The organism is Comamonas sp. B21-038 (assembly GCF_022387135.1).
GTDB classification, from domain to species: domain Bacteria; phylum Pseudomonadota; class Gammaproteobacteria; order Burkholderiales; family Burkholderiaceae_C; genus Comamonas; species Comamonas sediminis.
This window is the reverse complement of record NZ_CP092462.1, coordinates 1,986,969-2,009,830: the sequence shown is the minus strand read 5'-3', so window position 1 is coordinate 2,009,830 and position 22,862 is coordinate 1,986,969. Positions and strand designations below refer to the sequence as shown.

General features: G+C 63.2%; 18 protein-coding genes. 12 read left to right on the top strand and 6 right to left on the bottom strand.

From position 1 onward, the window contains the following. Nucleotides 1-76: 76 nt before the first annotated feature. The 4 genes from MJ205_RS09140 to MJ205_RS09125 all read right to left on the bottom strand — a co-directional run bounded on the left by MJ205_RS09140 (nt 77) and on the right by MJ205_RS09125 (nt 4,671). Entirely contained in the window at nt 77-808 is a 732-nt protein-coding gene (locus MJ205_RS09140; RefSeq protein WP_239812701.1) for an RnfABCDGE type electron transport complex subunit B, read from the bottom strand. A gap of 38 nt (nt 809-846) precedes the next feature. Then, a complete protein-coding gene (locus MJ205_RS09135) occupies nt 847-2,175 on the bottom strand; it encodes a polyhydroxyalkanoate depolymerase (protein ID WP_239812164.1) in 1,329 nt (442 codons plus the stop codon). A 286-nt stretch (nt 2,176-2,461) separates the two neighbouring features. Next, complete coding sequence (locus MJ205_RS09130) at nt 2,462-3,532, bottom strand: GTP pyrophosphokinase (RefSeq protein ID WP_239812163.1); 1,071 nt, start codon at nt 3,530-3,532, stop codon at nt 2,462-2,464. A gap of 53 nt (nt 3,533-3,585) precedes the next feature. Next, complete coding sequence (locus MJ205_RS09125) at nt 3,586-4,671, bottom strand: AI-2E family transporter (protein WP_239812700.1); 1,086 nt, start codon at nt 4,669-4,671, stop codon at nt 3,586-3,588. A 247-nt stretch (nt 4,672-4,918) separates the two neighbouring features. Here MJ205_RS09125 and MJ205_RS09120 point away from each other — a divergent pair, with 247 nt between their 5' ends. The 9 genes from MJ205_RS09120 (at nt 4,919) to MJ205_RS09080 (ending at nt 18,232) form a co-directional block, all read left to right on the top strand. Continuing rightward, entirely contained in the window at nt 4,919-7,798 is a 2,880-nt protein-coding gene (locus tag MJ205_RS09120) for a 2-oxoglutarate dehydrogenase E1 component (RefSeq protein WP_239812162.1), read from the top strand. A 39-nt stretch (nt 7,799-7,837) separates the two neighbouring features. Beyond that, nucleotides 7,838-9,100, top strand: coding sequence for a 2-oxoglutarate dehydrogenase complex dihydrolipoyllysine-residue succinyltransferase (gene odhB / locus MJ205_RS09115; RefSeq protein ID WP_239812161.1), 1,263 nt, complete (start codon nt 7,838-7,840; stop codon nt 9,098-9,100). 18 nt (nt 9,101-9,118) lie between these two features. Next, on the top strand, nt 9,119-9,628 hold the full coding sequence (locus MJ205_RS09110) for a hypothetical protein (RefSeq protein ID WP_239812160.1): 510 nt from the start codon (nt 9,119-9,121) through the stop codon (nt 9,626-9,628). Between the two features lie 2 nt (nt 9,629-9,630). Continuing rightward, a complete protein-coding gene (gene lpdA / locus MJ205_RS09105) occupies nt 9,631-11,058 on the top strand; it encodes a dihydrolipoyl dehydrogenase (RefSeq protein WP_239812159.1) in 1,428 nt (475 codons plus the stop codon). Nucleotides 11,059-11,171: 113 nt separating this feature from the next. Further along, nucleotides 11,172-12,275 (top strand): cell division protein ZapE, encoded by a 1,104-nt coding sequence (gene zapE, locus MJ205_RS09100; protein ID WP_239812158.1) that lies wholly within the window; start codon nt 11,172-11,174, stop codon nt 12,273-12,275. A gap of 14 nt (nt 12,276-12,289) precedes the next feature. After that, nucleotides 12,290-12,997: a hypothetical protein gene (locus tag MJ205_RS09095; RefSeq protein WP_239812157.1), complete on the top strand. Its 708-nt coding sequence runs from the start codon at nt 12,290-12,292 to the stop codon at nt 12,995-12,997. Between the two features lie 119 nt (nt 12,998-13,116). Continuing rightward, nucleotides 13,117-15,741, top strand: a complete 2,625-nt coding sequence (gene alaS, locus MJ205_RS09090) for an alanine--tRNA ligase (RefSeq protein ID WP_239812156.1) — start codon at nt 13,117-13,119, stop codon at nt 15,739-15,741. 195 nt (nt 15,742-15,936) lie between these two features. Then, nucleotides 15,937-17,355: a short-chain fatty acid transporter gene (locus tag MJ205_RS09085; protein WP_239812155.1), complete on the top strand. Its 1,419-nt coding sequence runs from the start codon at nt 15,937-15,939 to the stop codon at nt 17,353-17,355. A 133-nt stretch (nt 17,356-17,488) separates the two neighbouring features. Next, the gene (locus tag MJ205_RS09080) at nt 17,489-18,232 is read left to right on the top strand and encodes a DUF3011 domain-containing protein (RefSeq protein ID WP_239812154.1); all 744 of its coding nucleotides are present in this window, start codon (nt 17,489-17,491) and stop codon (nt 18,230-18,232) included. A 30-nt stretch (nt 18,233-18,262) separates the two neighbouring features. On the opposite strand, the gene MJ205_RS09075 is transcribed toward MJ205_RS09080, so the two are convergent. Beyond that, nucleotides 18,263-19,681, bottom strand: coding sequence for a glycerate kinase type-2 family protein (locus MJ205_RS09075; protein ID WP_239812153.1), 1,419 nt, complete (start codon nt 19,679-19,681; stop codon nt 18,263-18,265). A gap of 111 nt (nt 19,682-19,792) precedes the next feature. On the opposite strand from MJ205_RS09075, the gene rlmB reads away from it, so the two are divergent. Then, nucleotides 19,793-20,554 carry a 23S rRNA (guanosine(2251)-2'-O)-methyltransferase RlmB gene (gene rlmB / locus MJ205_RS09070; RefSeq protein WP_116925577.1) on the top strand — a complete coding sequence of 254 codons (762 nt, stop codon included), beginning with the start codon at nt 19,793-19,795 and terminating at the stop codon, nt 20,552-20,554. 94 nt (nt 20,555-20,648) lie between these two features. Here the strand turns inward: rlmB and MJ205_RS09065 are convergent, their stop codons facing one another. Next, the gene (locus tag MJ205_RS09065) at nt 20,649-21,299 is read right to left on the bottom strand and encodes a PepSY domain-containing protein (protein ID WP_239812152.1); all 651 of its coding nucleotides are present in this window, start codon (nt 21,297-21,299) and stop codon (nt 20,649-20,651) included. Between the two features lie 141 nt (nt 21,300-21,440). Here MJ205_RS09065 and MJ205_RS09060 point away from each other — a divergent pair, with 141 nt between their 5' ends. Further along, complete coding sequence (locus MJ205_RS09060; RefSeq protein WP_239812151.1) at nt 21,441-22,181, top strand: PepSY domain-containing protein; 741 nt, start codon at nt 21,441-21,443, stop codon at nt 22,179-22,181. A 6-nt stretch (nt 22,182-22,187) separates the two neighbouring features. After that, a complete protein-coding gene (locus tag MJ205_RS09055) occupies nt 22,188-22,853 on the top strand; it encodes a response regulator transcription factor (protein ID WP_239812150.1) in 666 nt (221 codons plus the stop codon). Nucleotides 22,854-22,862: the final 9 nt, after the last annotated feature.

Sequence of the window (22,862 nt, the reverse complement as noted above, 5' to 3'; positions counted from 1 at the left end):
GCGTTTTTTTGCGCCGTTCTGTCATGCCCGGTAGGGGCTTGGCGGCCTTGGGCGGCGTCCCAGCGCCAAGCGGCCATTAAGACGAGCGGTTGCCGCCTTGTTGCTGCTGGGCTTTGGCCAAAATGGCGGCCAGGATTGCCTTTTTGTCTGCTGCGGCCGGGGCTGCCACTGTGGCCTTGCTGGCCGCGTTATTTTGCGCGGCGGCTGCACTGACGGCTGCGGCCTGGGCCGCTTGGGCACTGATGGCTGCGCTGGCGATGCGGGGCGAGAGCGGTGCATCGGCTGTCGGGCTGGGCGCCGGCGTCCGGTCGGCATGGCCGAGTCGCTGTTGGTGCTTTTGGTAGCGCAGCCGGGCCTGCTGGGCCTGTGCGGGGCTCCAGGCGGCCCAGCCGGTGGCTTCGCCGCTGGCATTGTCCAGCACGATGCAATCGACCGGGCAGACCGGCAGGCAGAGCTCGCAGCCGGTACAGGCCTCTGGGATCACGGTGTGCATGCGCTTGTTCGCACCCAGGATGGCATCGGTCGGGCAGGCCTTGATGCACAGGGTGCAGCCGATACACCAGTTCTCATCGATGCGGGCAACCGTGCGCACGGCTTCGAGGCCGTTGTCCGGGTTCAGCGGCAGCGCGGCCTGACCGGTGATGGCCGCCAGGCGTACCACGCCTTCCTGGCCGCCGGGCGGGCATTGGTTGATCGGCGCCTGGCCCTGAGCAATGGCCTGGGCATAGTGGTGGCAATCGGGGTAGCCGCAGCGCGTGCACTGGGTCTGCGGCAGGGCCGCATCAATGGCGCCAATGAAAACAGCCAGCGCAGAGGCTGGCTGGTGGCTGGTTTTGAGAAAGTCGGTCACACCGTGTGCAAGGTATTTTGCTTGGAAGTCGCCGATTTTACGTTGCCTGGGCGTTCCTCGACGCGGTTGTTGGCGAGGATGAAGTCCTTGAGCATCGGATAGACCATGGTGCGCCAGCGCTTGCCGCTGAAGATGCCGTAGTGGCCTGCGCCCTTGACCTCGAAGTGACGGGTGTCGACCGCCTTGAGGCCGGTGCACAGATCATGCGCCGCCTGGGTCTGGCCGGAGCCGGAGATGTCATCGAGCTCGCCTTCAACCGTCAGCAGCGCGCTGTGGCGGATGTCCTGCGGTTTGACCAGCTCCAGGTTACCCTCGGGCGAACGCACCTCCCAGGTGCCCTTGACCAGCGCAAAGTCCTGGAACACGGTCTTGATGGTTCCCAGGTAGTAGGCCGCATCCATGTCGAGCACGGCGTTGTACTCGTCGTAGAACTTGCGGTGGTGCTCGGCGCTGTCTTCGTTGCCCTTGAGCAGGTCCTTGAAGTAGTCGTAGTGGCTCATCGCATGGCGGTCGGGGTTCATGCTGACAAAGCCCATGTGCTGCAGGAAGCCGGGGTAGACCAGGCGGCCGGCACCCGGGAAGTTGCCTGGTACCGGATGGATCACATTCGACTCGAACCACTGCAGGTCGTGCGTGGTGGCCAGGTTGTTCACCGTGGTGGGCGATTTGCGGGCATCGATGGGGCCGCCCATCATCGTCATCGACAGCGGTGTCTTCTCGCCACGGCTGGCCATCAGCGACACGGCAGCGAGCACCGGCACCGTGGGCTGGCAGACGCTCACCACATGGCAGTTGCCATAGATACCCTGGATGTGGCGGATGAACTCCTGCACATAGTTCACATAGTCATCAAGGTGGAAGATGCCTTCGCTTTGCGGCACCAGGCGCGCATTGGTCCAGTCGGTGATGTAGACCTTGTGGTCCGCCAGCATGGTGCGCACGGTCTCGCGCAGCAAGGTGGCGTAATGGCCCGACAACGGTGCCACAACCAGTACCACGGGCTGCTGCTTCATCGCCGCCAGGCTGGTCTGGTCATCGGAGAAGCGCTTGAAACGGCGCAGCTCGCAAAAGGGCTTGGTCAGCTCGACGCGCTCGTGGATCGCGATCTCATGACCATTGGCCTCGACGGTGTTGATGCCGAAAGCGGGCTTCTCATAGTCCTTGCCGAGCCGGTAGAACAGGTCAAAGCCCGCCGAGGCGCGCTGGGCCGTGTTGGTCTGGCTGATCGGCCACAGCGGATTGCTCAGCATCTTCGATGTGGCGTGGGCGTATTCTGCGAAGGGCTCCATCAGGGCCCGCTGGGTTTCATACAGTTGGTACAGCATCAAAACTCCGTGGATGTTGCGTTGCAATATAGCAGCAGCCTGTGTCAAAAAGCACGGTCGTGCATGCTCGTAAACACGGGGAGGGGCCTGAAAACCGGGTTCTGCGCCTTTGTCTGCATTGTGCTAACCGCGCCTGGCAGCCGCATGGCCGCTGCAATGCGGCAGGGCGGCTGGCCCGGTTGACAAAGATTGACTTTAGCTAATGGCTGAGGGCCTTGCTAGAGTATTGTTCCGGCGTATGCGTAGGTCCCTGGCGCACGGCCTGAGGCGGCCAGCGCTGCGGTGCTTAATCTTCGCTGGTGCTGTTGGCCGGCTGCCGCTGCAGCCACTCTTCAAAGGCCTCGCGGGCGGAGTTGCGCAGCGTTTTGCGAAAGCGCTGCTTGTCTTCCAGATAGAGGCAGTGGCGCATGACCGTGAAGGGGTTGAAGCTGCTGGATGGATAGCGGTGCTGGAAGTCTGCCTTGTAGTGGCGCACCGTGGTGACATGCTTTTGCACCACGGCAAACAGCCAGCCCGCGTGGCGCACGGCAAAGTCGTGCAGCAGCTCGTCGAGGAAGAACTCCACCTTCTGCGGATCGAACTCATAGCCCGGAAAGTGCTTGTGGCCAAAGGCGACAAAGCTGAAGGCATCGAGCGGTTCGTTGTTGTCGCTCAGTCCGTCGCCAAAGGCGCCCTCGGCCTCGTCCTCAGCACGCGAGAGCGCCAGGGCCTGGCTGGTTTCGTTGCGGATCTGCAGGAACTCGCGGTCCGCCAGTTCAAACAGCGCAGACAGGATGTTGATGCGGCGCTTGAGATTGGTCGGGATGGACTTCTTGTACTTGATCTTGTGGTCCAGCTCGCTCCAGGAGTCCTGGATGATCGTGCGGATCTGCAGCTCGAACGCCTGGTCGGCATAGGCCTGGTGTTCGGTCAGCTGCGCTTGCTGCGCATTGAGCCGCAGGTCCATGTGGATGCCCTTGTAGCCAAACTCGGACTCCGAGTCTTCCATCGGCGAGGTCTTGTCGGTGATCTCGATCACATCAAAGTACTCGCGCACGCGGGACATGATCGCCGGTGGCTCGTCTTCATAGAGACAGACCACGCGCACGCCGATCAGGTCGGTGATGTAGTCCTGGATGGCATAGTCTTCGGACTGGTCTTCGACGAAGTTGCGGTACTTGCGCTTGAACTTGCGCACGCATTCGTCGGCAGTCTTCACCCGGCACTCGAACTTGGCGATGTTGACGCCTTCGAGGTTGCTCAAAATGGCGTGGATCAGCGCATTGAACGAAGCCGCCGCTGCCTTGAGGGTGGGCAACTGGGCGGCATAGAAATCCAGGAACTCCTGTTTGCGGGATTCAAAATCGCGAGCGGGCATGGGTCGGGGCAGCAAAGAAAGGGCAGGCGCCGTGCGCCCACCAGAAGAAAAGGTTACCTGGCGCTATTGTCTACCTCAGCGGAATCGCTGATGTGGGCCTGGGGCGCAAAAAGATCCCAGACGGCAATGAACAGCGCGGCAATCAGCGGGCCGATGACGAAACCGGTGAGGCCGAACAGCGACAACCCGCCCAACGTGGAGATCAGGATCAGGTAGTCGGGCATCTTCGTGTCCTTGCCCACCAGCAGCGGCCGCAGCACGTTGTCGACCATGCCCATGATGCCGGCACCGTAGGCCGCCAGAATGAGACCTTCAGTCGTGGAGCCTGTCGCAAAGTAATAAATGGCGACGGGGCCCCAGACAATGGCTGCACCGACGGCAGGCAGCAGCGACAGGAAGGCCATCACAACGCCCCACAGCAGCGATGCCTCAATGCCCAGAATCCAGAAAATGATGCCGCCCAGCGCGCCCTGCGTGGCAGCAACGGCCAGGTTTCCCTTGACGGTGGCGCGCACCACGGTGATGAATTTGGCGCCGAGCTTGCGCTTGTGCGCATCATCGAGCGGCGTGGCGGCCAGGATCTTGCGGATCAATGTCTTGCCGTCGCGCAGGAAGAAGAACAGCAGGTAGAGCATGATGCAGAAGCTCACCAGGAAGCCCATCGTGTTCTGGCCGATGGCCAGCACCTTGGTGGCCACATACTGGCTGGCCTGCACCGAGATGCCCGAGACCTTCTCCTGCACGACCTTGGGATCGTTCAGGTTGAAGCGGGCCAGCAGGTCCAGCACCCACTGGGGCATGGCGTTGTAGATCTGCTGGAAGTACTGGCCGAAATTCATTTCGCCCGAGTGCACGCTTTCATAGATGGTGGCCGCTTCCTTGGCCAGGGAGATGCTCAGCAGGATCAGCGGCAGGATCACCAGCACCAGGCACAGAATCAGCGTAATCAAGGCCGCGATAGTCGGGTATTTGGGGAGGCGAACCAGTATTTTTTTGTGTAGAGGCGTAAACACAACAGCGAAGATCACAGCCCAGAAAACGGCGCCCTGAAAGGGGAAAAGCACGGCAAAAAAAGCAATGCTGACGCCTATTAGCAGCAAGATGAATGCTTTGTCGTGAAGAGAGTGGTTGTTGAACATCGAGCGCATCGGTGTGAATGGATAGCGCAAATGTATCTGGTTCCTGCATAAACCTACGCTATTCCAGGCCTGTGGCCGCTGGCGCAAGGCCATCGAAGGACAAGCCCAGACGGAAGTGGCACAATACCGGTTGATCGGCCCTTCCCAGCCACAGTCGCATCCGCCAATCGGTTCAGCCGTGTCGCGGAAGGTTGTTTATATGCACCAGCTAATGCTTTCCAGAGGAAAGCGGAGGTCAGCGGAGAAAATGAGCGATACAAACTCTGTGTATCAAGCCTACCAAGGCAACACCTATCTTTTCGGCGGCAATGCCCCCTATGTCGAAGAGATGTATGAGAACTACCTGGCCAACCCAGGCAGCGTACCAGACACCTGGCGCGCTTACTTTGATGCACTGCAAAACGTCCCCGCATTGGACGGCAGCAACGCCAAGGACGTCCCTCATCTTCCCGTAGTCAATGCCTTCGCCGAGCGCGCCAAGCAGGGCGTGACCAAGGTGGTGGTAGCGTCTGGTGCTGATTCGGAACTGGGCCGCAAGCGCACCGCAGTGCAGCAGCTGATCGCTGCGTACCGCAACGTCGGCGCACGCTGGGCCGATCTGGATCCGCTCAAGCGCCAAGAACGCCCCGAAATTCCTGAGCTCGATCCCGCCTTCTACGGCTTCACCGACGCCGACCAGGAAACCGTGTTCAACATCAGCAACACGTTCTTCGGCAAGGAATCGATGACGCTGCGCGAGCTGCTCAATGCACTGCGCGAAACCTATTGCGGCACGCTGGGTGCGGAGTACATGTACACCGCCGAGCAGAACCAGAAGCGCTGGTGGCAGCAAAAGCTCGAAACCATTCGCAGCAAGCCCGCCTTCAACGCCGACCAGAAAAAGCGCATTCTCGATCGCCTGACCGCGGCCGAAGGCCTGGAGCGTTTCCTGCATACCAAGTATGTGGGTCAGAAGCGCTTCTCGCTCGAAGGCGGCGAGTCCTTCATCGTTGCGATGGACCAGCTGATCAATGCCGCTGGCCAGACCGGCGTGCAGGAAATCGTCATCGGCATGGCCCACCGTGGCCGTCTGAACGTGCTGGTCAACACCTTGGGCAAGATGCCCAAGGACCTGTTTGCCGAGTTCGACCACACCGCTCCTGAAGAGCTGACCGCGGGCGACGTGAAGTACCACCAGGGCTTCAGCTCCGACGTGTCGACCGTGGGCGGCCCCGTCCACCTGTCGCTGGCCTTCAACCCCTCGCACCTGGAAATCGTCAACCCCGTGGTCGAAGGCTCGGTGCGCTCGCGCATGGACCGCCGCAACGATCCCCAGGGCAAGCAAGTGCTGCCCGTGCTGGTGCACGGTGACGCGGCCTTTGCGGGCCAGGGCGTGAACCAGGAAACGCTGGCACTGTCCGAAACCCGTGGCTACACCACGGGTGGCACGGTGCACATCATCATCAACAACCAGATTGGTTTCACGACCTCCGATCCCCGCGATCTGCGCTCGACCACGTATTGCACGGACATCGTCAAGATGATCGACTCGCCCGTGCTGCACGTGAACGGCGATGATCCGGAAGCGGTGGCGCTGGCGATGCAGATGGCTTTGGACTTCCGCATGGAATTCTCCAAGGATGTCGTGGTCGACATCATCTGCTACCGCAAGCTCGGTCACAACGAGCAGGACACCCCTGCGCTGACCCAGCCGCTGATGTACAAGAAGATTGCCCAGCACCCCGGCACGCGCAAGCTGTATGCCGACAAGCTGGCCACGCAAGGCCTGGGCGAGACCTTGGGCGACGACATGGTCAAGGCCTACCGCGCTGCCATGGATGCGGGCAAGCACACGGTGGATCCGGTGCTGACCAACTTCAAGAGCCAGTACGCCGTGGACTGGAGCCCCTTCCTCAAGCAGAAGTGGACCGACAGTGCCGACACCGCCATTCCAGTGGCCGAGTGGAAGCGTCTGGCCGAGCGCGTCACGACCCTGCCTGACTCGGTGAACCCGCACCAGCTGGTCAAGAAGGTGTACGACGACCGTGCAGCGATGGGCCGTGGTGACATCAACGTCGACTGGGGCATGGGTGAAACCATGGCCTACGCGTCGCTGGTGGCGTCGGGCTACCCCATCCGCCTGTCGGGTGAAGACAGCGGCCGTGGCACCTTTACCCACCGCCACTCGGTCGTGCACGACCAAAAGCGTGAAAAGTGGGACGAAGGCACCTACATCCCACTGCAGAACGTGGCCGACAACCAGGCTCCGTTCACCGTGATCGACTCCATCCTGTCGGAAGAGGCAGTGCTGGGCTTCGAATACGGCTACGCGTCCAACGATCCCAACACCTTGGTGATCTGGGAAGCGCAGTTCGGCGACTTCGCCAACGGCGCCCAAGTGGTGATCGACCAGTTCATCGCCTCCGGTGAAGTCAAGTGGGGCCGTATCAACGGTCTGACCTTGATGCTGCCTCACGGCTACGAAGGCCAGGGCCCTGAGCACAGCTCGGCTCGCCTGGAGCGTTTTATGCAGCTGTCGGCTGACCAGAACATGCAAGTGACCCAGCCCACCACGGCTGCGCAGATCTTCCATTTGCTGCGCCGCCAGATGGTGCGTCCGCTGCGCAAGCCGCTGATCATCATGACCCCCAAGTCGCTGCTGCGTAACAAGGACGCGACTTCGCCCGTGTCGGAATTCACCTCCGGTGGCTTCCAGACGGTGATCGGTGAGCGCGATGAGGCCATCGTCGCCAATGCCGCCAAGGTCAAGCGCGTGATCGCCTGCTCGGGCAAGGTCTACTACGATCTGGTCAAGAAGCGCACCGAAGAAGGCAGCACCGATGTGGCCATCATCCGCGTCGAGCAGCTCTATCCGTTCCCCCACAAGGCCTTTGCCGCTGAACTGAAGAAGTACAGCGCCGCCAAGGAAGTGGTGTGGTGCCAGGACGAGCCGCAAAACCAGGGTGCATGGTTCTTCGTGCAGCACTACATCCACGAGAACATGCTCGACGGCCAAAAGCTGGGCTACTCCGGCCGTGCCGCTTCGGCATCGCCTGCAGTGGGCTATTCGCACCTGCACCAGGAGCAGCAAAAGGCGCTGGTTGAAGGCGCATTCGGCAAGCTCAAGGGCTTTGTGCTGACCAAGTAAGCACGACCTCAGCATTTAACGAATACAGAAAGAATTGTTATGGCAATCGTAGAAGTCAAAGTCCCCCAGCTGTCCGAGTCGGTCGCTGAAGCCACCATGCTCACCTGGAAGAAGAAAGCCGGTGAAGCTGTTGCTGTCGACGAAATCCTGATCGAGATCGAAACCGACAAGGTCGTACTCGAAGTGCCAGCACCCGCCGCTGGCGTGCTGACCGAGATCGTGCAAGGCGACGGCGCTACCGTCATCGCTGACCAGCTGATCGCCAAGATCGACACCGAAGCCGTGGCCGGCGCCGCTGCCGCCCCTGCAGCCGCAGCGCCTGCCCCAGCTGCTGCCGCTCCAGCCACCGCCGCTGCGCCTGCAGCTGCCGGTGGCAACAAGGGCGATGTCGCGATGCCTGCCGCTGCCAAGCTGCTGGCGGACAACAACCTGTCGGTCGGCGCCGTGGCCGGCTCCGGCAAGGATGGCCGCGTCACCAAGGGTGATGTGCTGGCCGCTGTGGCCGGTGGCGTCAAGTCCACTGCTGGCGTGATCCCCACCGGCGCACCGACCAAGTCGCTGCCCCAGGTGGCATCGCCCGCCGCTGCCCAGGACCTGGGCGAGCGTCCAGAGCAGCGCGTGCCGATGAGCCGTCTGCGTGCCCGTATCGCCGAGCGTCTGCTGCAATCGCAGTCGACCAACGCGATCCTGACCACGTTCAACGAAGTGAACATGGCACCGGTGATGGCGCTGCGCAAGAAGTTCCAGGACGACTTCACCAAGGAACACGGTGTCAAGCTGGGCTTCATGTCCTTCTTCGTGAAGGCCGCAGTCCACGCACTGAAGAAGTACCCCGTGCTGAACGCCTCGGTCGATGGCACCGACATCATCTACCACGGCTACTTCGACATCGGTATCGCCGTGGGCTCGCCACGCGGTCTGGTGGTGCCCATCCTGCGCAATGCAGACCAGATGAGCTTCGCCGACATCGAAAAGAAGATTGCCGAGTTCGGCAAGAAGGCTGCTGACGGCAAGCTGGGCATCGAAGACATGACCGGCGGCACGTTCTCCATCTCCAACGGTGGCACCTTCGGCTCGATGATGTCCACCCCCATCATCAACCCGCCCCAATCGGCCATCCTGGGCGTGCACGCGACCAAGGACCGCGCTGTGGTCGAAAACGGCCAGGTGGTGGTGCGTCCGATGAACTACTTCGCGATGTCCTACGACCACCGCATCATCGACGGCCGCGAAGCCGTGCTGGGCCTGGTGGCGATGAAGGATGCGCTGGAAGATCCATCGCGTCTGCTGTTCGACCTGTAATTGGGTCGCCGGGCAGTGATGCTACGCGTTTTGGTGGCTGCAGCGTCCGCACTCGTGCTGGGCGCCTGCGGCACCTTGCCCCGTCCTGCTGCGCAGGATGTGGCCACGCAAAGCTGGAGTGGTGACTACCGCTTCCAGTGGGCAGCAGGCACACAGGCCGCGCGCCGTGGTGTGCCCGCTCCCGCACAGGTTCGCATCCGCCCGATCACATCCGCCAAGGAGGTGCCCGGCGCGAAGGCGGACGGAAATGGCCCGCAATGGGCCATTTCGTTTGTCGGTGAGCCGGGAGCGCCGCTGCCGCTCATCCCTTTCAAGGCCAGGGGCTATGAAGAGATGGGCTGGGCCGCGATGCGCGCTGGCGGCAAGATTGCGTGTCTGGAGTCCGGTTCCTTCATGTTCGTCTGCCGCACCCATCCCGGCACCACCTTGACGTTCGGTCGCCAAAACGACGAACAACTGACTACCAAGACGGGCCTCTTCGGTGTGGCATTGCACCAGGGCAGTTTTGAACTAACACCATTGGATTAATCATGAGCAAGCAATTTGATGTCGTCGTGATCGGCGGCGGCCCCGGCGGTTATGTAGCGGCCATCCGTGCAGCCCAGCTGGGCATGCAGGTGGCATGTATCGACGAGTGGAAGAACGCAGCCGGCGGCCCTGCACTGGGCGGCACCTGCACCAACGTCGGTTGCATTCCGTCGAAGGCACTGCTGCAGTCGTCCGAGCATTTCGAGCACGCCAATCTGCATTTTGCGGACCACGGCATCTCGACCGGCAAGGTCAGCATGGATGTGGCCAAGATGATTGCCCGCAAGGATAACGTCGTCAAGCAAAACAACGACGGCATCCAGTACCTGTTCAAGAAGAACAAGGTCACCTTCTTCCACGGCCGTGGCTCCTTCGTGAAGGCCGCCGATGGCGGCTATGAAATCAAGGTCACGGGCAAGGAAGAAGAATCCATCACCGGCAAGCAGATCATTGTGGCCACCGGCTCCAATGCCCGCGCGCTGCCGGGCGCGCCTTTCGACGAAGACCGCATCCTGTCCAACGATGGCGCACTGCGCCTGGGCGCCACGCCCAAGAAGCTGGCCCTGATCGGTGCTGGCGTGATCGGCCTGGAAATGGGCTCGGTCTGGCGCCGCCTGGGCACCGAAGTGACGGTGCTCGAAGGCATGGACAAGTTCCTGCCTGCCGTGGACGAGCAAATCGCCAAGGAAGCCAAGAAGTCCTTTGACAAGCAAGGCCTGAAGATCGAGCTGGGCGTCAAGGTCGGCGACATCAAGGCCGACAAGAAGGGTGTGCAGATCAGCTACACCAACGCCAAGGGTGAAGCCCAGCAACTGGACGTGGACCGCCTGATTGTGTCCATCGGCCGCGTGGCCAACACCATTGGTCTGAACCCCGAAGCCGTGGGCCTGGCGCTGGACGAGCGTGGCGCGATTGTCGTCGACGAGAACTGCAAGACCAACCTGCCCGGCGTGTGGGCAGTGGGCGATGTGGTACGTGGCCCGATGCTGGCCCACAAGGCCGAGGAAGAGGGCGTTGCCGTGGCCGAGCGCATTGCCGGTCAACACGGCCATGTGAACTTTGCGACCATCCCATGGGTGATCTACACCAGCCCTGAAATCGCCTGGGTGGGCCGCACCGAGCAGCAGCTCAAGGCCGACGGCGTCGCCTACAAGGCAGGCACCTTCCCGTTCCTGGCCAATGGCCGCGCACGTGCGCTGGGCGACACCACCGGTATGGTCAAGTTCCTGGCAGATGCCACGACCGACGAAATCCTGGGCGTGCACATGGTAGGCCCGATGGTCTCGGAGCTGATCTCCGAAGCCGTGGTGGCGATGGAGTTCAAGGCATCGAGCGAAGACATCGCCCGCATCTGCCACGCCCACCCATCGCTGTCGGAAGCGACCAAGGAAGCGGCACTGGCCGTGGACAAGCGCACCCTGAACTTCTGATCCTGAAGATTTAGGTGAAAATAGCCTCTAGTGCAGATGGGTTCTGCGCCAGAGGCTATGTCATTTAGAAGACCGTCAACAGGTTCTTAGAGCAACAAGAGATTGAGACACCCATGGGTACAGCGGTAAGAGATGCATACGAGGCCGAACTCAAGGCCAAGGGTTTTCAAAGTGATCCGGCACAGATGCGTGCGGTGGAGGCCTTGCAGCGCTGTGCCGATGCCTGGGAGCAGTACAAGAACAAGCGCTCGAACCCGATCAAGAAGCTGATCAACCACCCCGACATTCCGCGCGGGGTCTACATGTACGGCGGGGTGGGGCGCGGCAAGAGCTTCATCATGGATTGCTTTTTCAATGCCGTGCCACTGCGCCGCAAGGTGCGTCTGCATTTCCATGAATTCATGCGCGAGGTGCAGCGCGAGCTGACCTTGCTCAAGGGCACGCAGGACCCGCTCGATGTGCTGGGCGCCAGGATCGCCAAGAAGTACAAGCTCATCTGCTTTGATGAGTTCCATGTGGCGGACATCACCGATGCGATGATTCTCTACCGCTTGCTGTTGGCGCTGTTCAACAACGGCGTGGGCTTTGTCACCACCTCCAACTTCACGCCCGATGGCCTCTACCCCGACGGCCTGCACCGCGACCGCATCCTGCCGGCCATCGATCTGCTCAACGAGCGCATGGATGTGATCAACGTCGACAATGGCACGGACTACCGCCGCCGCGCACTGGAGCTGGCCCAGCTCTACCATTGCCCGCTGGGGCCCGAGGCCGATGCGGCGATGGAGCAGACCTTTGGCCAGCTCGCCGAAGTGCCCGACGAGAAGCCGGTGTTCAAGATCGAGTCGCGCGAGCTCAAGCCGCGCCGGCGTGCGGGCGGCGTGATCTGGTTCGATTTCCATGAGCTCTGCGTCAATCCGCGCTCGCAGAACGACTACCTGGAGCTGGCCACCCAGTTCCACACCGTGCTGCTGTCCAATGTGCCGCAGATGTTCGTCAACATGGCCTCGCCCGCCCGCCGCTTCACCTGGCTGGTCGATGTGCTCTATGACCGCCGGGTCAAGCTCATCATGTCGGCGGCGGTGCCACCGGAGCAGCTCTACACCGAAGGGCCGCTGTCCCATGAGTTTCCGCGCACCGTCTCGCGCCTCAACGAGATGCAGTCGCAGGAGTATTTGTCGCTGGAGCGGCGCGTGGTCGACACTGCGCTGACCTGACAGGAGAGGGCACCATGCCTCGTTTGAACACCCTGACTTTGTTGCTGCTGCTGACTGCCGGCAGCCTGGCCCATGCGGCCTCTGGCAAGACCTCGAATGCGCAGGAGCGCACGCAGGCGCGTGCCCAGATTTCGCAGGAGCGCAAGGACAGCGAAGCGCGTCTGGCCAACAACGAAAAGATCTGCTACCAGCACTTTGCGGTAACGGACTGCCTGCAGAAGGTGCGCAGCCAGTACAACACCGAAGAGCGCGCGCTGCGCCAGCGCGAGCTCGCCATCAACGCGCAGGAGCGCGAAGAGAAAACCGCCAACCAGCGTGCTTCGCGTGCGTCCAAGCAAAACGATTTTGAGCGCAAGCACCCCACACTGGATGGTGGTGCGCTGAATCAGCCCGATCTGGAACAGCGCCAGAAGGAGCATGACGAGCAGGCTGCCCAGCGCAGCAGCCATGCGCCCAAGCGCAATGCCGAGAGTATGGCCGAGCAGCAGCAGCGCCGCGAGCAGGACGCTGCCCGCCGCGCTACCAGCCAGGCGGGCAAGCTCGACAGCAAGCAGCGCGCGCAGCAGCGCCAGAATGCAGAGCGCCCCGACAACATCAGTGAAGCCCAGGAAGAATACGATGCCAAGCAGCAGGCCGCGCAGCGGCGGCTGGAGGCCCATGAAAAACGCATGAAGGAGCACGAGGGCAAGCGCAAGGCGGCTCCTCTGCCCGTGCCCCAGTAAACCGCAGCGCAGGGCCTGGTACGGGCTGCGCCTCTGGTAACGACCAAACCCTATAATGGAAGATTCGCGCCCGCACCGCTTCAACGGAAGCCGGGCAGGCGCCACCACCGCTTCACACCATGAGTACACCCACTTTTTCCGTCGCTGAGATCCGCAAGACCTTTCTGGACTTTTTCGCGTCCAAGGGGCACACCATTGTTCCGTCCAGCCCGCTGGTGCCGGGCAACGATCCCACGCTGATGTTCACCAACTCCGGCATGGTGCAGTTCAAGGATGTGTTCCTGGGCACCGACAAGCGCCCCTACACCCGGGCGACCAGCGTGCAGACCTGCCTGCGCGCCGGTGGCAAGCACAACGACCTGGAAAACGTGGGCTACACCGCGCGCCACCACACTTTCTTCGAAATGCTGGGCAACTGGTCGTTTGGCGACTACTTCAAGCGCGAATCGCTGAAGTGGGCCTGGGAGCTGCTGACCGAGGTCTACAAGCTGCCGGCCGAGAAGCTGCTGGCCACCGTCTACGAAGAGGACGACGAGGCCTACGACATCTGGACCCAGGAAATCGGTCTGCCCCCCGAGCGCGTGATCCGCATCGGTGACAACAAGGGTGGCCGCTACAAGAGCGACAACTTCTGGATGATGGCCGACACCGGCCCTTGCGGCCCTTGCTCCGAGATCTTCTACGACCACGGCCCGCACATTGCCGGCGGCCCTCCAGGCTCGCCCGATGAAGACGGTGATCGTTTCATTGAAATCTGGAACAACGTGTTCATGCAGTTCGACATGGCCGAAGACGGCTCGGTCAAGCCGCTGCCCGCCCCTTGCGTTGATACCGGCATGGGCCTGGAGCGCCTGGCCGCTATCTTGCAGCACGTGCACAGCAACTACGAGATCGACCTGTTCCAGGCACTGATCAAGGCCGCTGCACGCGAGACCCATATCGATGATCTGGAAACCCCATCGCTGAAGGTCATCGCCGACCACATCCGCGCGACCGCGTTCCTGGTGGCCGATGGCGTGATCCCATCGAACGAAGGCCGGGGCTATGTGCAGCGCCGCATCATCCGCCGCGCGATCCGCCACGGCTACAAGCTGGGCCAGAAGACGCCGTTCTTCCACAAGCTGGTCAAGGACCTGGTCGCCGTCATGGGCGATGCCTACCCCAAGATCCGCGAGCAGGAAGCACGTATCACTGAGGTGCTCAAGGTCGAGGAAGAGCGCTTCTTCGAGACCCTGGCCAATGGCATGGACATCCTGGACAGCGCGCTGGCCGGTGGCGCCAAGGTGCTGCCCGGTGATGTGGCCTTCAAGCTGCACGACACCTACGGCTTCCCGCTGGATCTGTCCAACGACGTGGCGCGCGAACGCGGCCTGAGCGTGGACGAGGCAGGCTTCCATGCAGCGATGGAGCAGCAAAAGAGCCAGGCCCGCGCAGCGGGCAAGTTCAAGATGGACCGCGCGCTCGAATACACCGGCGCAGCCAATGCCTTCACCGGCTACACGCAACTGAGCGAGCCCGCCAAGGTCGTGGCGCTGTATGTCGATGGCAGCAGCGTCAACGCGATCGAAGCGGGCCAGACGGCCGTGGTGGTGCTGGACACCACCCCGTTCTACGCCGAATCGGGTGGCCAGGTGGGCGACCAGGGCGTGATCTCGGCCGGTGCGAACCGCTTTGTCGTGGAAGACACGCTGAAGATCAAGGCCGATGTGTTTGGCCACCATGGCCAGCTGGCTGCGGGCAGCCTCAAGGTGGGCGATGCAGTGCAGGCCGAGGTGGACACCGCCTTGCGCGCCGCCACCATGCGCAACCACTCGGTCACCCACATCATGCACAAGGCGCTGCGTGAAGTGCTGGGCGAGCACGTGCAGCAAAAGGGCAGCCTGGTCAACGCAGAACGCACCCGTTTTGACTTTGCGCACAACAGCCCGGTGACCGATGCGCAAAAGCGCGAGATCGAAAAGCGCGTGAATGCCGAGATCCTGGCAAACACTGAAACCGGCGCGCGCGTGATGGACATCGAGAGCGCGCAGAAGACTGGCGCGATGATGCTGTTTGGCGAAAAGTACGGCGAGACCGTGCGCGTGCTGGATATTGGTTCGAGCCGTGAACTCTGCGGCGGCACCCATGTGCAGCGCACCGGCGATATCGGCCTGTTCAAGGTCGTCGCCGAAGGCGGCGTGGCCGCTGGCGTGCGCCGTATCGAAGCGGTGACCGGCGAGAACGCGCTGGCCTACCTGCAGTCGCTGGAATCGACCGTGGACGAAGCCGCCGCCACGTTGAAGGCGCCTGTGGCCGAGCTGAACCACCGCATCGGTGGCGCGCTCGACCAGATCAAGGCGCTGGAGAAGGAGCTGGCGCAGCTCAAGGGCAAGCTGGCTTCGAGCCAGGGCGATGAGCTGGCCGGCCAGGCGGTGGACGTCAAGGGCATCAAGGTGCTGGCCGCTACGTTGGATGGCGCCGATGCCAAGGCGCTGCGCGACACGATGGACAAGCTCAAGGACAAGCTGGGCACCGCTGCCATCGTGTTGGCGGCTGTAGACGGCGACAAGGTGCAACTGGCCGCAGGCGTGACCAAGGACAGCATTGGCAAGGTCAAGGCCGGTGAACTGGTGAACTTTGTCGCCCAGCAAGTGGGCGGCAAGGGCGGCGGCAAGCCAGACATGGCGATGGCTGGCGGCACCAACTCGGCCGGCCTGGCGCAAGCGCTGGCGGGCGTTCAGGCCTGGGTGGCCGAGCGGGTCTGATCGCGCTTTAACCCGCTTCGCACTCCCCAACGAGCCTCCTGCAGTGCAGGGGGCTTTTTTGCGTCTGCACGGCAGCCATCCCTTCGCCACTCTGACTATTTCGCATGGCGGTACGTAGTCGCACTTAACGAAATTGACCTGCCCGCGTGAGAAGATCGCCGCGCTTTGAATTTAACGAGAGACAGAAAGGTGACTATGTCGGTGCAATTGGAAGAGAGCCGTTCGGCGCGGTTTGCGATGCGGTGTGCGGCTTGGGCCGAGAAGTGGTTTCCCGATTCCTGGGTGTTTGCGGTCGTGGGTATTGCGATCGTGGTGCTGGCTGCGCTGGCCATCGGTGTGCCAGTGCAAGAGACCAGCAAGGCCTTTGGCAAGGGTTTTTGGAGCCTGATCCCGTTCACGATGCAGATGGCCTTTGTGGTGATTGGCGGCTATGTGGTGGCCAGCTCCAAGCCTGCATCGCGGCTGATTGAAGCGCTGGCCAAGGTGCCGGGCAATGGCCGCAGCGCGGTGGCCTGGGTGGCACTGATCTCGATGGTCGCCTCGCTGCTCAACTGGGGCTTGAGCCTGGTGTTTGGTGGCCTGCTGGTCAAGGCACTGGCCCGCCGCACCGATCTGAAAATGGATTACCGCGCCGCCGGTGCGGCTGCCTACCTGGGCCTGGGCGCTGTCTGGGCGCTGGGCATTTCCTCGTCGGCAGCGCAGCTGCAGGCCAATCCGGCCAGCCTGCCGCCGTCCATCCTGGCGATCACCGGTGTGATCCCGTTCACCGAGACGATTTTTCTGTGGCAATCGGGCGTGATGCTGCTGGCGCTGGTGCTGATCTCGCTGGTGATTGCCTACGTGACGGCGCCCGGCGCTGCCAACGCCAAGGATGCCGCCGCCTGCCAGGTGGACATCAGCGCCGAAGCGCAACCGGTGACCAAGCCCACCCGCCCCGGTGAATGGCTGGAGCACAGCCCGATCCTGATCATTTTTCTGGTGCTGCTGGCGGTCGGCTGGATGGTGGAAGAGTTCTCCAGCAAGCCGGCGATTCAGGCCATCTCGGGCCTCAACACCTACAACCTGATTTTTCTGATGGTGGGTGCCCTGCTGCACTGGCGCCCGCGCAGCTTTCTGGATGCGGTGGCGCGCGCCGTGCCGACCACCACCGGTGTGCTGATCCAGTTCCCGCTGTATGGCTCCATTGCCGCGATCATGACCGAGGTCAAGGGCGTGGATGGCCATACGATTGCGCACTACATCTCGACCTTCTTCACCCAGATCGCCACGCATGACACCTATGCGCTGCTGATGGGCGTCTACTCGGCCATCCTGGGCTTCTTCATCCCCTCGGGCGGCGGCAAGTGGATCATCGAGGCACCGTATGTGATGCAGGTGGCCAACGACCTGCAGTACCACCTGGGCTGGGCCGTGCAGATTTACAACGCCGCCGAGGCCTTGCCCAATCTGATCAACCCCTTCTACATGCTGCCGCTGTTGGGCGTGCTGGGTCTCAAGGCACGCGATCTGATCGGCTTCACCTTTGTGCAGCTGCTGGTGCATATCCCGGTGGTGCTGTTCCTGCTGTGGTTCCTGGGCCAGACGCTGGCCTATATTCCGCCGGTGATGCCCTGAGCGTCATTGGGTGGCAACCCACCGTGACCCAGGCGAGCGACGGCTCGCCTTTTTTGCTGGCTTGGCTTACAAAACCGCCGCTGATTTCGGGTTAACCTTGGCCCCCATCGACGACAACAACGAGGAGAGAGCAATGGCGACAACGACATGGAGCGGCGCCGCGCTGGGCGCGTTGGCACTGGCATTGGCGGCCATCGCCCCTGCGGCGCAGGCGCAATACGGGCGCGATGGTGAGGTGACCTGTGAGAGCCAGGACGGACGCACGCGCGAATGCCGCACCCCCTTCCGCGACCCGGTGGTGAGCGAGACCTTGTCGAGCGCCTCCTGCGTGGAAGGCCGCAGCTGGGGCCACCGTGGCGGAGGCGTGGTCTGGGTGACCGACGGCTGCCGCGCCCGTTTTGCCGATGGCCGAGGTGGTGGCGGCTGGAGTGGCGGTGGCTGGGGAGGCGGCGGCAGCAACCAGCTGGTGCGCTGCGAAAGCAATGACGGCCGCATGCGCGAGTGCGCGATTCCACGCGGTGCCCGGGTCGAGGTCGCCCGCCAGCTCTCGGATTCGCGCTGCGATGAGGGCCGCAGCTGGGGCCAGAGCGGTGATTCGGTCTGGGTCAGCCGTGGCTGCCGTGCCGACTTTGCAATCAGCAGCGGCTACGGTGGTGGCCGGCCCAACCCCGGCTATGGCCAGGGCCGTGAGCTGACCTGCAGCAGCGATGACCGCCGCGACAACAGTTGCGACTGGAATGCGCGCTGGGGCCGCCCGGTGCTGCTGGAGCAGCTGTCCAGCGACAGCTGCCGCGAAGGCTACACCTGGGGCTATGACGACCGCGCGCGCCGCATCTGGGTCACGCGCGGTTGCCGTGGCCGTTTTGGCAGCCGCTGAGCCAGGCAAACGATGACGAAGCGGTCAGCGTCAGCTGGCCGCTTTTTTCATCGCGGCATCCATCGGCTGCAGCACCAGCAGCGCCCGAAAATCATTCACATTGGTGTGGGTCGGGCCGGTCACCACCAGGTCGCCCAGCGGGCCAAAAAAGCCATAGCTGTCATTGCGGTGCTGGTAGGCGGCGGGTTTGAGCTGCAGCGCAGCGGCCCGGGCCAGGGTGTCCGGCGTCACCACGGCGCCGGCATTGTCTTCCACTCCATCAATGCCATCGGTATCAGCGGCCAGCGCCCATACGCCGGGCACGGCCTGCAGCGCCTGGGCCAGGCCCAGGCAGAACTCGCCCGCACGGCCGCCCCGGCCCCGCGCGGCGCCGTCGGCCGGTTTGCGCACCGTCACGGTGGTCTCACCGCCAGACAGAATCACACATGGCCGTGCAAAGGGCTGGCCATGCAAGGCCACGGCACGGGCCAGCGCCGCATGCACCTTGGCCACCTCACGCGATTCACCCTCCATCTCGTCGCTGAGCACATGGCAGGCGATGCCGGCATCGCGTGCGGCAGCGGCCGCTGCCTGCAAGGACTGCTGCGGCGTGGCGATCAGTTGCACCTGGTGGCCGGCAAAGCGCGGGTCGCCGGGCTTGGGGGTTTCCAGCGCGCCGCTGTGCAGCGCTGCACGCACAGGCTCGGGTAGCGCAATCGCATAGCGCTCCAAAATCGCCAGCGCATCGGCGCAGCTGCTGGGGTCGGGCACCGTGGGGCCGCTGGCGATGATGGCGGGCGAATCACCAGGCACGTCGCTGATCAGCAGGCTGACCACCTGCGCCGGGTGGCAGGCGGCACCCAGGCGCCCGCCCTTGATGCGCGAGAGGTGCTTGCGCACGCAGTTCATCTCGCCAATGTGGGCGCCGCTCTCCAGCAGCTCCCGGTTGATGCGCTGCTTGTCGGCCAGGCTGAGGCCTTCGGCCGGCAAGGTCAGCAGCGCGGAGCCGCCGCCCGAGATCAGGCAGACCACCAGGTCATCGGCGCTCAGCCCCTCAGTCAGCGCCAGCATGCGCTCTGCCGCAAGCAGGCCGGCGGCATCGGGCACGGGGTGGGCGGCTTCCACCACCTCAATGCGCTGGGCCAGGCCCGGCGGGCGCGGCGGTATATGCCCGTAGCGGGTAACAACCAGGCCCGACAGCGGCGCCTGCGGGGGCCAGAGCTGCTCCATCGCCTGCGCCATTGCCGCGCCCGCCTTGCCCGCGCCAATCACCAGGGTGCGGCCCTTGGGCACTGCGGGCAAATGCTGGCGCAGGCCTTCGAGCGGCAGTGCATCGCGCACCGCCACCTGGTACAGGTACTGCAGGAAGGGCAGGGGATGCAGATGGGGATCGGGCACAGGCTGGGCGCCATCGCTGCCATGGATATCGATCACGTGGGCCGCAAAGGCTGCGGAGGGGGTAGAGGTCATGGGCTGGGAGCGTCGCTGAGTGAGCCGTTTTGCGAAGGCGCGGCTGGTCGCCCTTGCGCAGGATTGTCGCTGTGCCCCCGGGGTATGGGCAAGCAGCGATAATGCTGCCCTATGTCATCCCCCAAAGTGTTGTTCGGCTTCCATGCCGTTGGTGTGCGCATGAAGACTGCGCCCAAATCGATCATCGAAGTCTATTTCGAGTCCACGCGCCGCGATGCGCGCATGCGCCAGTTCCTTGAGCGCGCCAAAGAGGCGGGGGTGCGGCTGATCGAAGCGGATGCCCCACGCATCGCGAAGCTGGCAGGCTCGCATGGCCACCAGGGCGTGGCTGCCCGCGTCGAAGAGATCAAGGACACCCGCACCTTGGATGAGCTGCTCGACGACCTGGAAGAAGCCGGCGTCACATCGCCGCTGCTGCTGGTGCTGGACGGCGTGACCGATCCGCACAATCTGGGTGCCTGCCTGCGCGTGGCCGATGGTGCCGGCGCCCATGCGGTGATTGCGCCCAAGGACCATGCCGTGGGCATCAACGCCACGGTGGCCAAGGTGGCCAGTGGTGCCGCCGAGACGGTGCCGTATTTCATGGTGACCAACCTGGCGCGTACCTTGAAGGAGCTCAAGGAGCGCAATGTCTGGATCATTGGCACCAGCGACGACGCCCCCAACACCTTGTACCAGGTGGACCTGAAGGGCCCCGTGGCCCTGGTGCTGGGCGCCGAAGGCGACGGCATGCGCCAGCTCACGCGCAAGACCTGTGATGAACTGATCGGCATCCCGATGATGGGGGCCGTCTCCAGCCTCAACGTGTCGGTGGCCAGCGGCGTTTGCCTGTATGAAGCGCTGCGCCAGCGCACGCCTGCCAAGGCGGGTTAACAACCCCTTCCCGCTGCGCAGCGTCCCAGGCGCTGCGCCAAAGAAAAAAGGCTGAACCCCATCGGGCTCAGCCTTTTGCTTTTGTGGGGGCGGCTTAGTCGTCCAGCTTTTCACGCAGCACCACACCGGTTTCGGGGTGGATCTTCAGCTCCACGCGGAAACCCTGGGCATTGATCGCATCGGCTTCCCAGATGCCGTCATCGAGCTCCAGGTCGCGGATATGGGTATAGCCCGCCTGGGTCAGCAGCTGGTGGATCTGCGCTGCGCTCAGCATGGCGCTGCCTGCACCGGCACCCGGGTTGGGGGCAGGCTGGCCGGGCTGGGACAGCACCTCCAGGCTTACCGGGTGCAGCACCAGCTTTTGCTTGATGCCATTGGCGCCGCGCACCTTGGCCTCCCAGAAACCATCGTCAAACTCCACCTCCTTGATCTGGCCATAGCCGAGCGACTGCAGCTTGGCAGTGACCTGGCTCGCACCTGGGTAGGTGGTGCCCAGCTCGGCCTTGCGGATGGCCAGCAGGCTGCCGTCAGCATCGTTCACCAGCACATAGGCGCGGTTGCCGTCCTGCTGGGTGGCCTTCGCGGTCCAGTAACCGTATTGCTTTTCCAGGTCCTGGGGGGCAACCAGACCGCTGGCGGTGATGCTGTTGAGCACTTCCTGGGCGTTGTAGGCCTGGGCGGCAAACGGCAGGCTGGCAGCGACGCTGGCGGCACCCAGGATCCAGGCAATGGTGGTCTTCTTCATGGTTCAATCCCTTCAATGTTGTGGCATGCAAACCAGCAGGTGGCTGATTCGTCATGGACTGAAGTATTGAAAAACGGCCCTAAACGCAGTGTGAAGCGGCCGTTCATGGTCTGTTTAATCGCGCTTGTCATAATGCCAGCCATGGCGCAAATTCCACCCCGCTTTTCTTGCATTGCTGCCTGGTCGCTGGCCGGCAACTTGCTGCTGGGCGGCGCCAGCCAGGCCGCCGAGCATGATGCCGTGCGTGCGGCGGTAGCCACCGGCCAGTACAAGCCGCTGTCGGCCATCCTGAGCGATATTGCCGCCAGCCAGGCCGGCCGCGTGGTGGATGTCGAGACCAAGCGCGGCCCCAAGGGCGAGCTGCGCTACGAGATCAAGCTGGTGGACCACCAGGGCCTCAAGCAAGAGCTGCTGATCGACGCGGCCAGCGGCCAGACCGTGCAGCAAGTTGCCAAGGACCGCTCGCAGGCACTGGGCATGCTGGAGCTGGCCCAGTACCTGGCCAAACTGGCCCAGCAGCACACCAGCCGCATCACCGATGTGGAGTTCGAGCGCGATAGCCAGGGCCGGGGCGTCTATGAAATCAAGCTCAGCGCGGACCAGCAGGGCTACCGCAAGCTGGTGATGGATGCGGCCACTGGCCAGGTGCTGTCATCCGCCCAGGCCAAGGCCCGCAACCCGGCGCCGCTCAAGCGGGTGGACGAGGTATTGCACGCGCTGGCGCCCCGGTTTTCTGGCCAGGTGCTGGAGGTGGAGCTGGAGCATGACGAGAGCCAGGGCTCTTATTACGACATCGAGTTGCTGCAGGGCAACGGCAACACCTTGAAGCTCAAGGTAGACGCTCGCAGCCTGCAGGTGCTCAAGCAAAAAATAGAGGATTGACTGCCGATGCGCATTCTGGTCGTGGAAGACGATGCCGAACTGGCGGCACAGATGGAGCAGGCGCTGGTGCGTGCTGGCTTTTCGGTCGATGTGGAGGCCGATGGCGATGCCGCATCCTTTGCCGGCAGCACCGAGCAATACGATGCAGCCGTGCTGGACCTGGGCCTGCCCCAGCGCGATGGTTTGACGGTGTTGCGCGATTGGCGCGAGGCGGGCTGCCAGTGGCCCGTGCTGATCCTGACCGCCCGCAACCGCTGGAGCGACAAGGTGGCGGGATTTGGTGCAGGCGCCGATGACTACCTGACCAAGCCCTTCATGCTCGATGAGGTCGTACTGCGCCTGCGCGCCATGCTGCGCCGCACCTCGGGCAGTGCTGCCACGGTGCTGCGGGCGGGGTGCCTGGAATACGACGTGACGGCAGGCCGGTTTTCACAGGAGGGCCTGAGTCTGCAGCTCACGGCGCAGGAGCACAAGATTCTGGCCTATCTGATGCACCACCCCAACCGGGTGCTGACGCGCACCGAGATCAGCGAGCATGTCTATGCCCGCGATCTGGACCCGGACTCCAACACCATCGACGTGCTGATCGGCCGCATACGGCGCAAGCTGCGCCAGTCCGATCTGCTGGTAACCGAGCGCGGGCAGGGCTTTCGCCTGAACGCGCCCAGCTAGCGCTGCCGA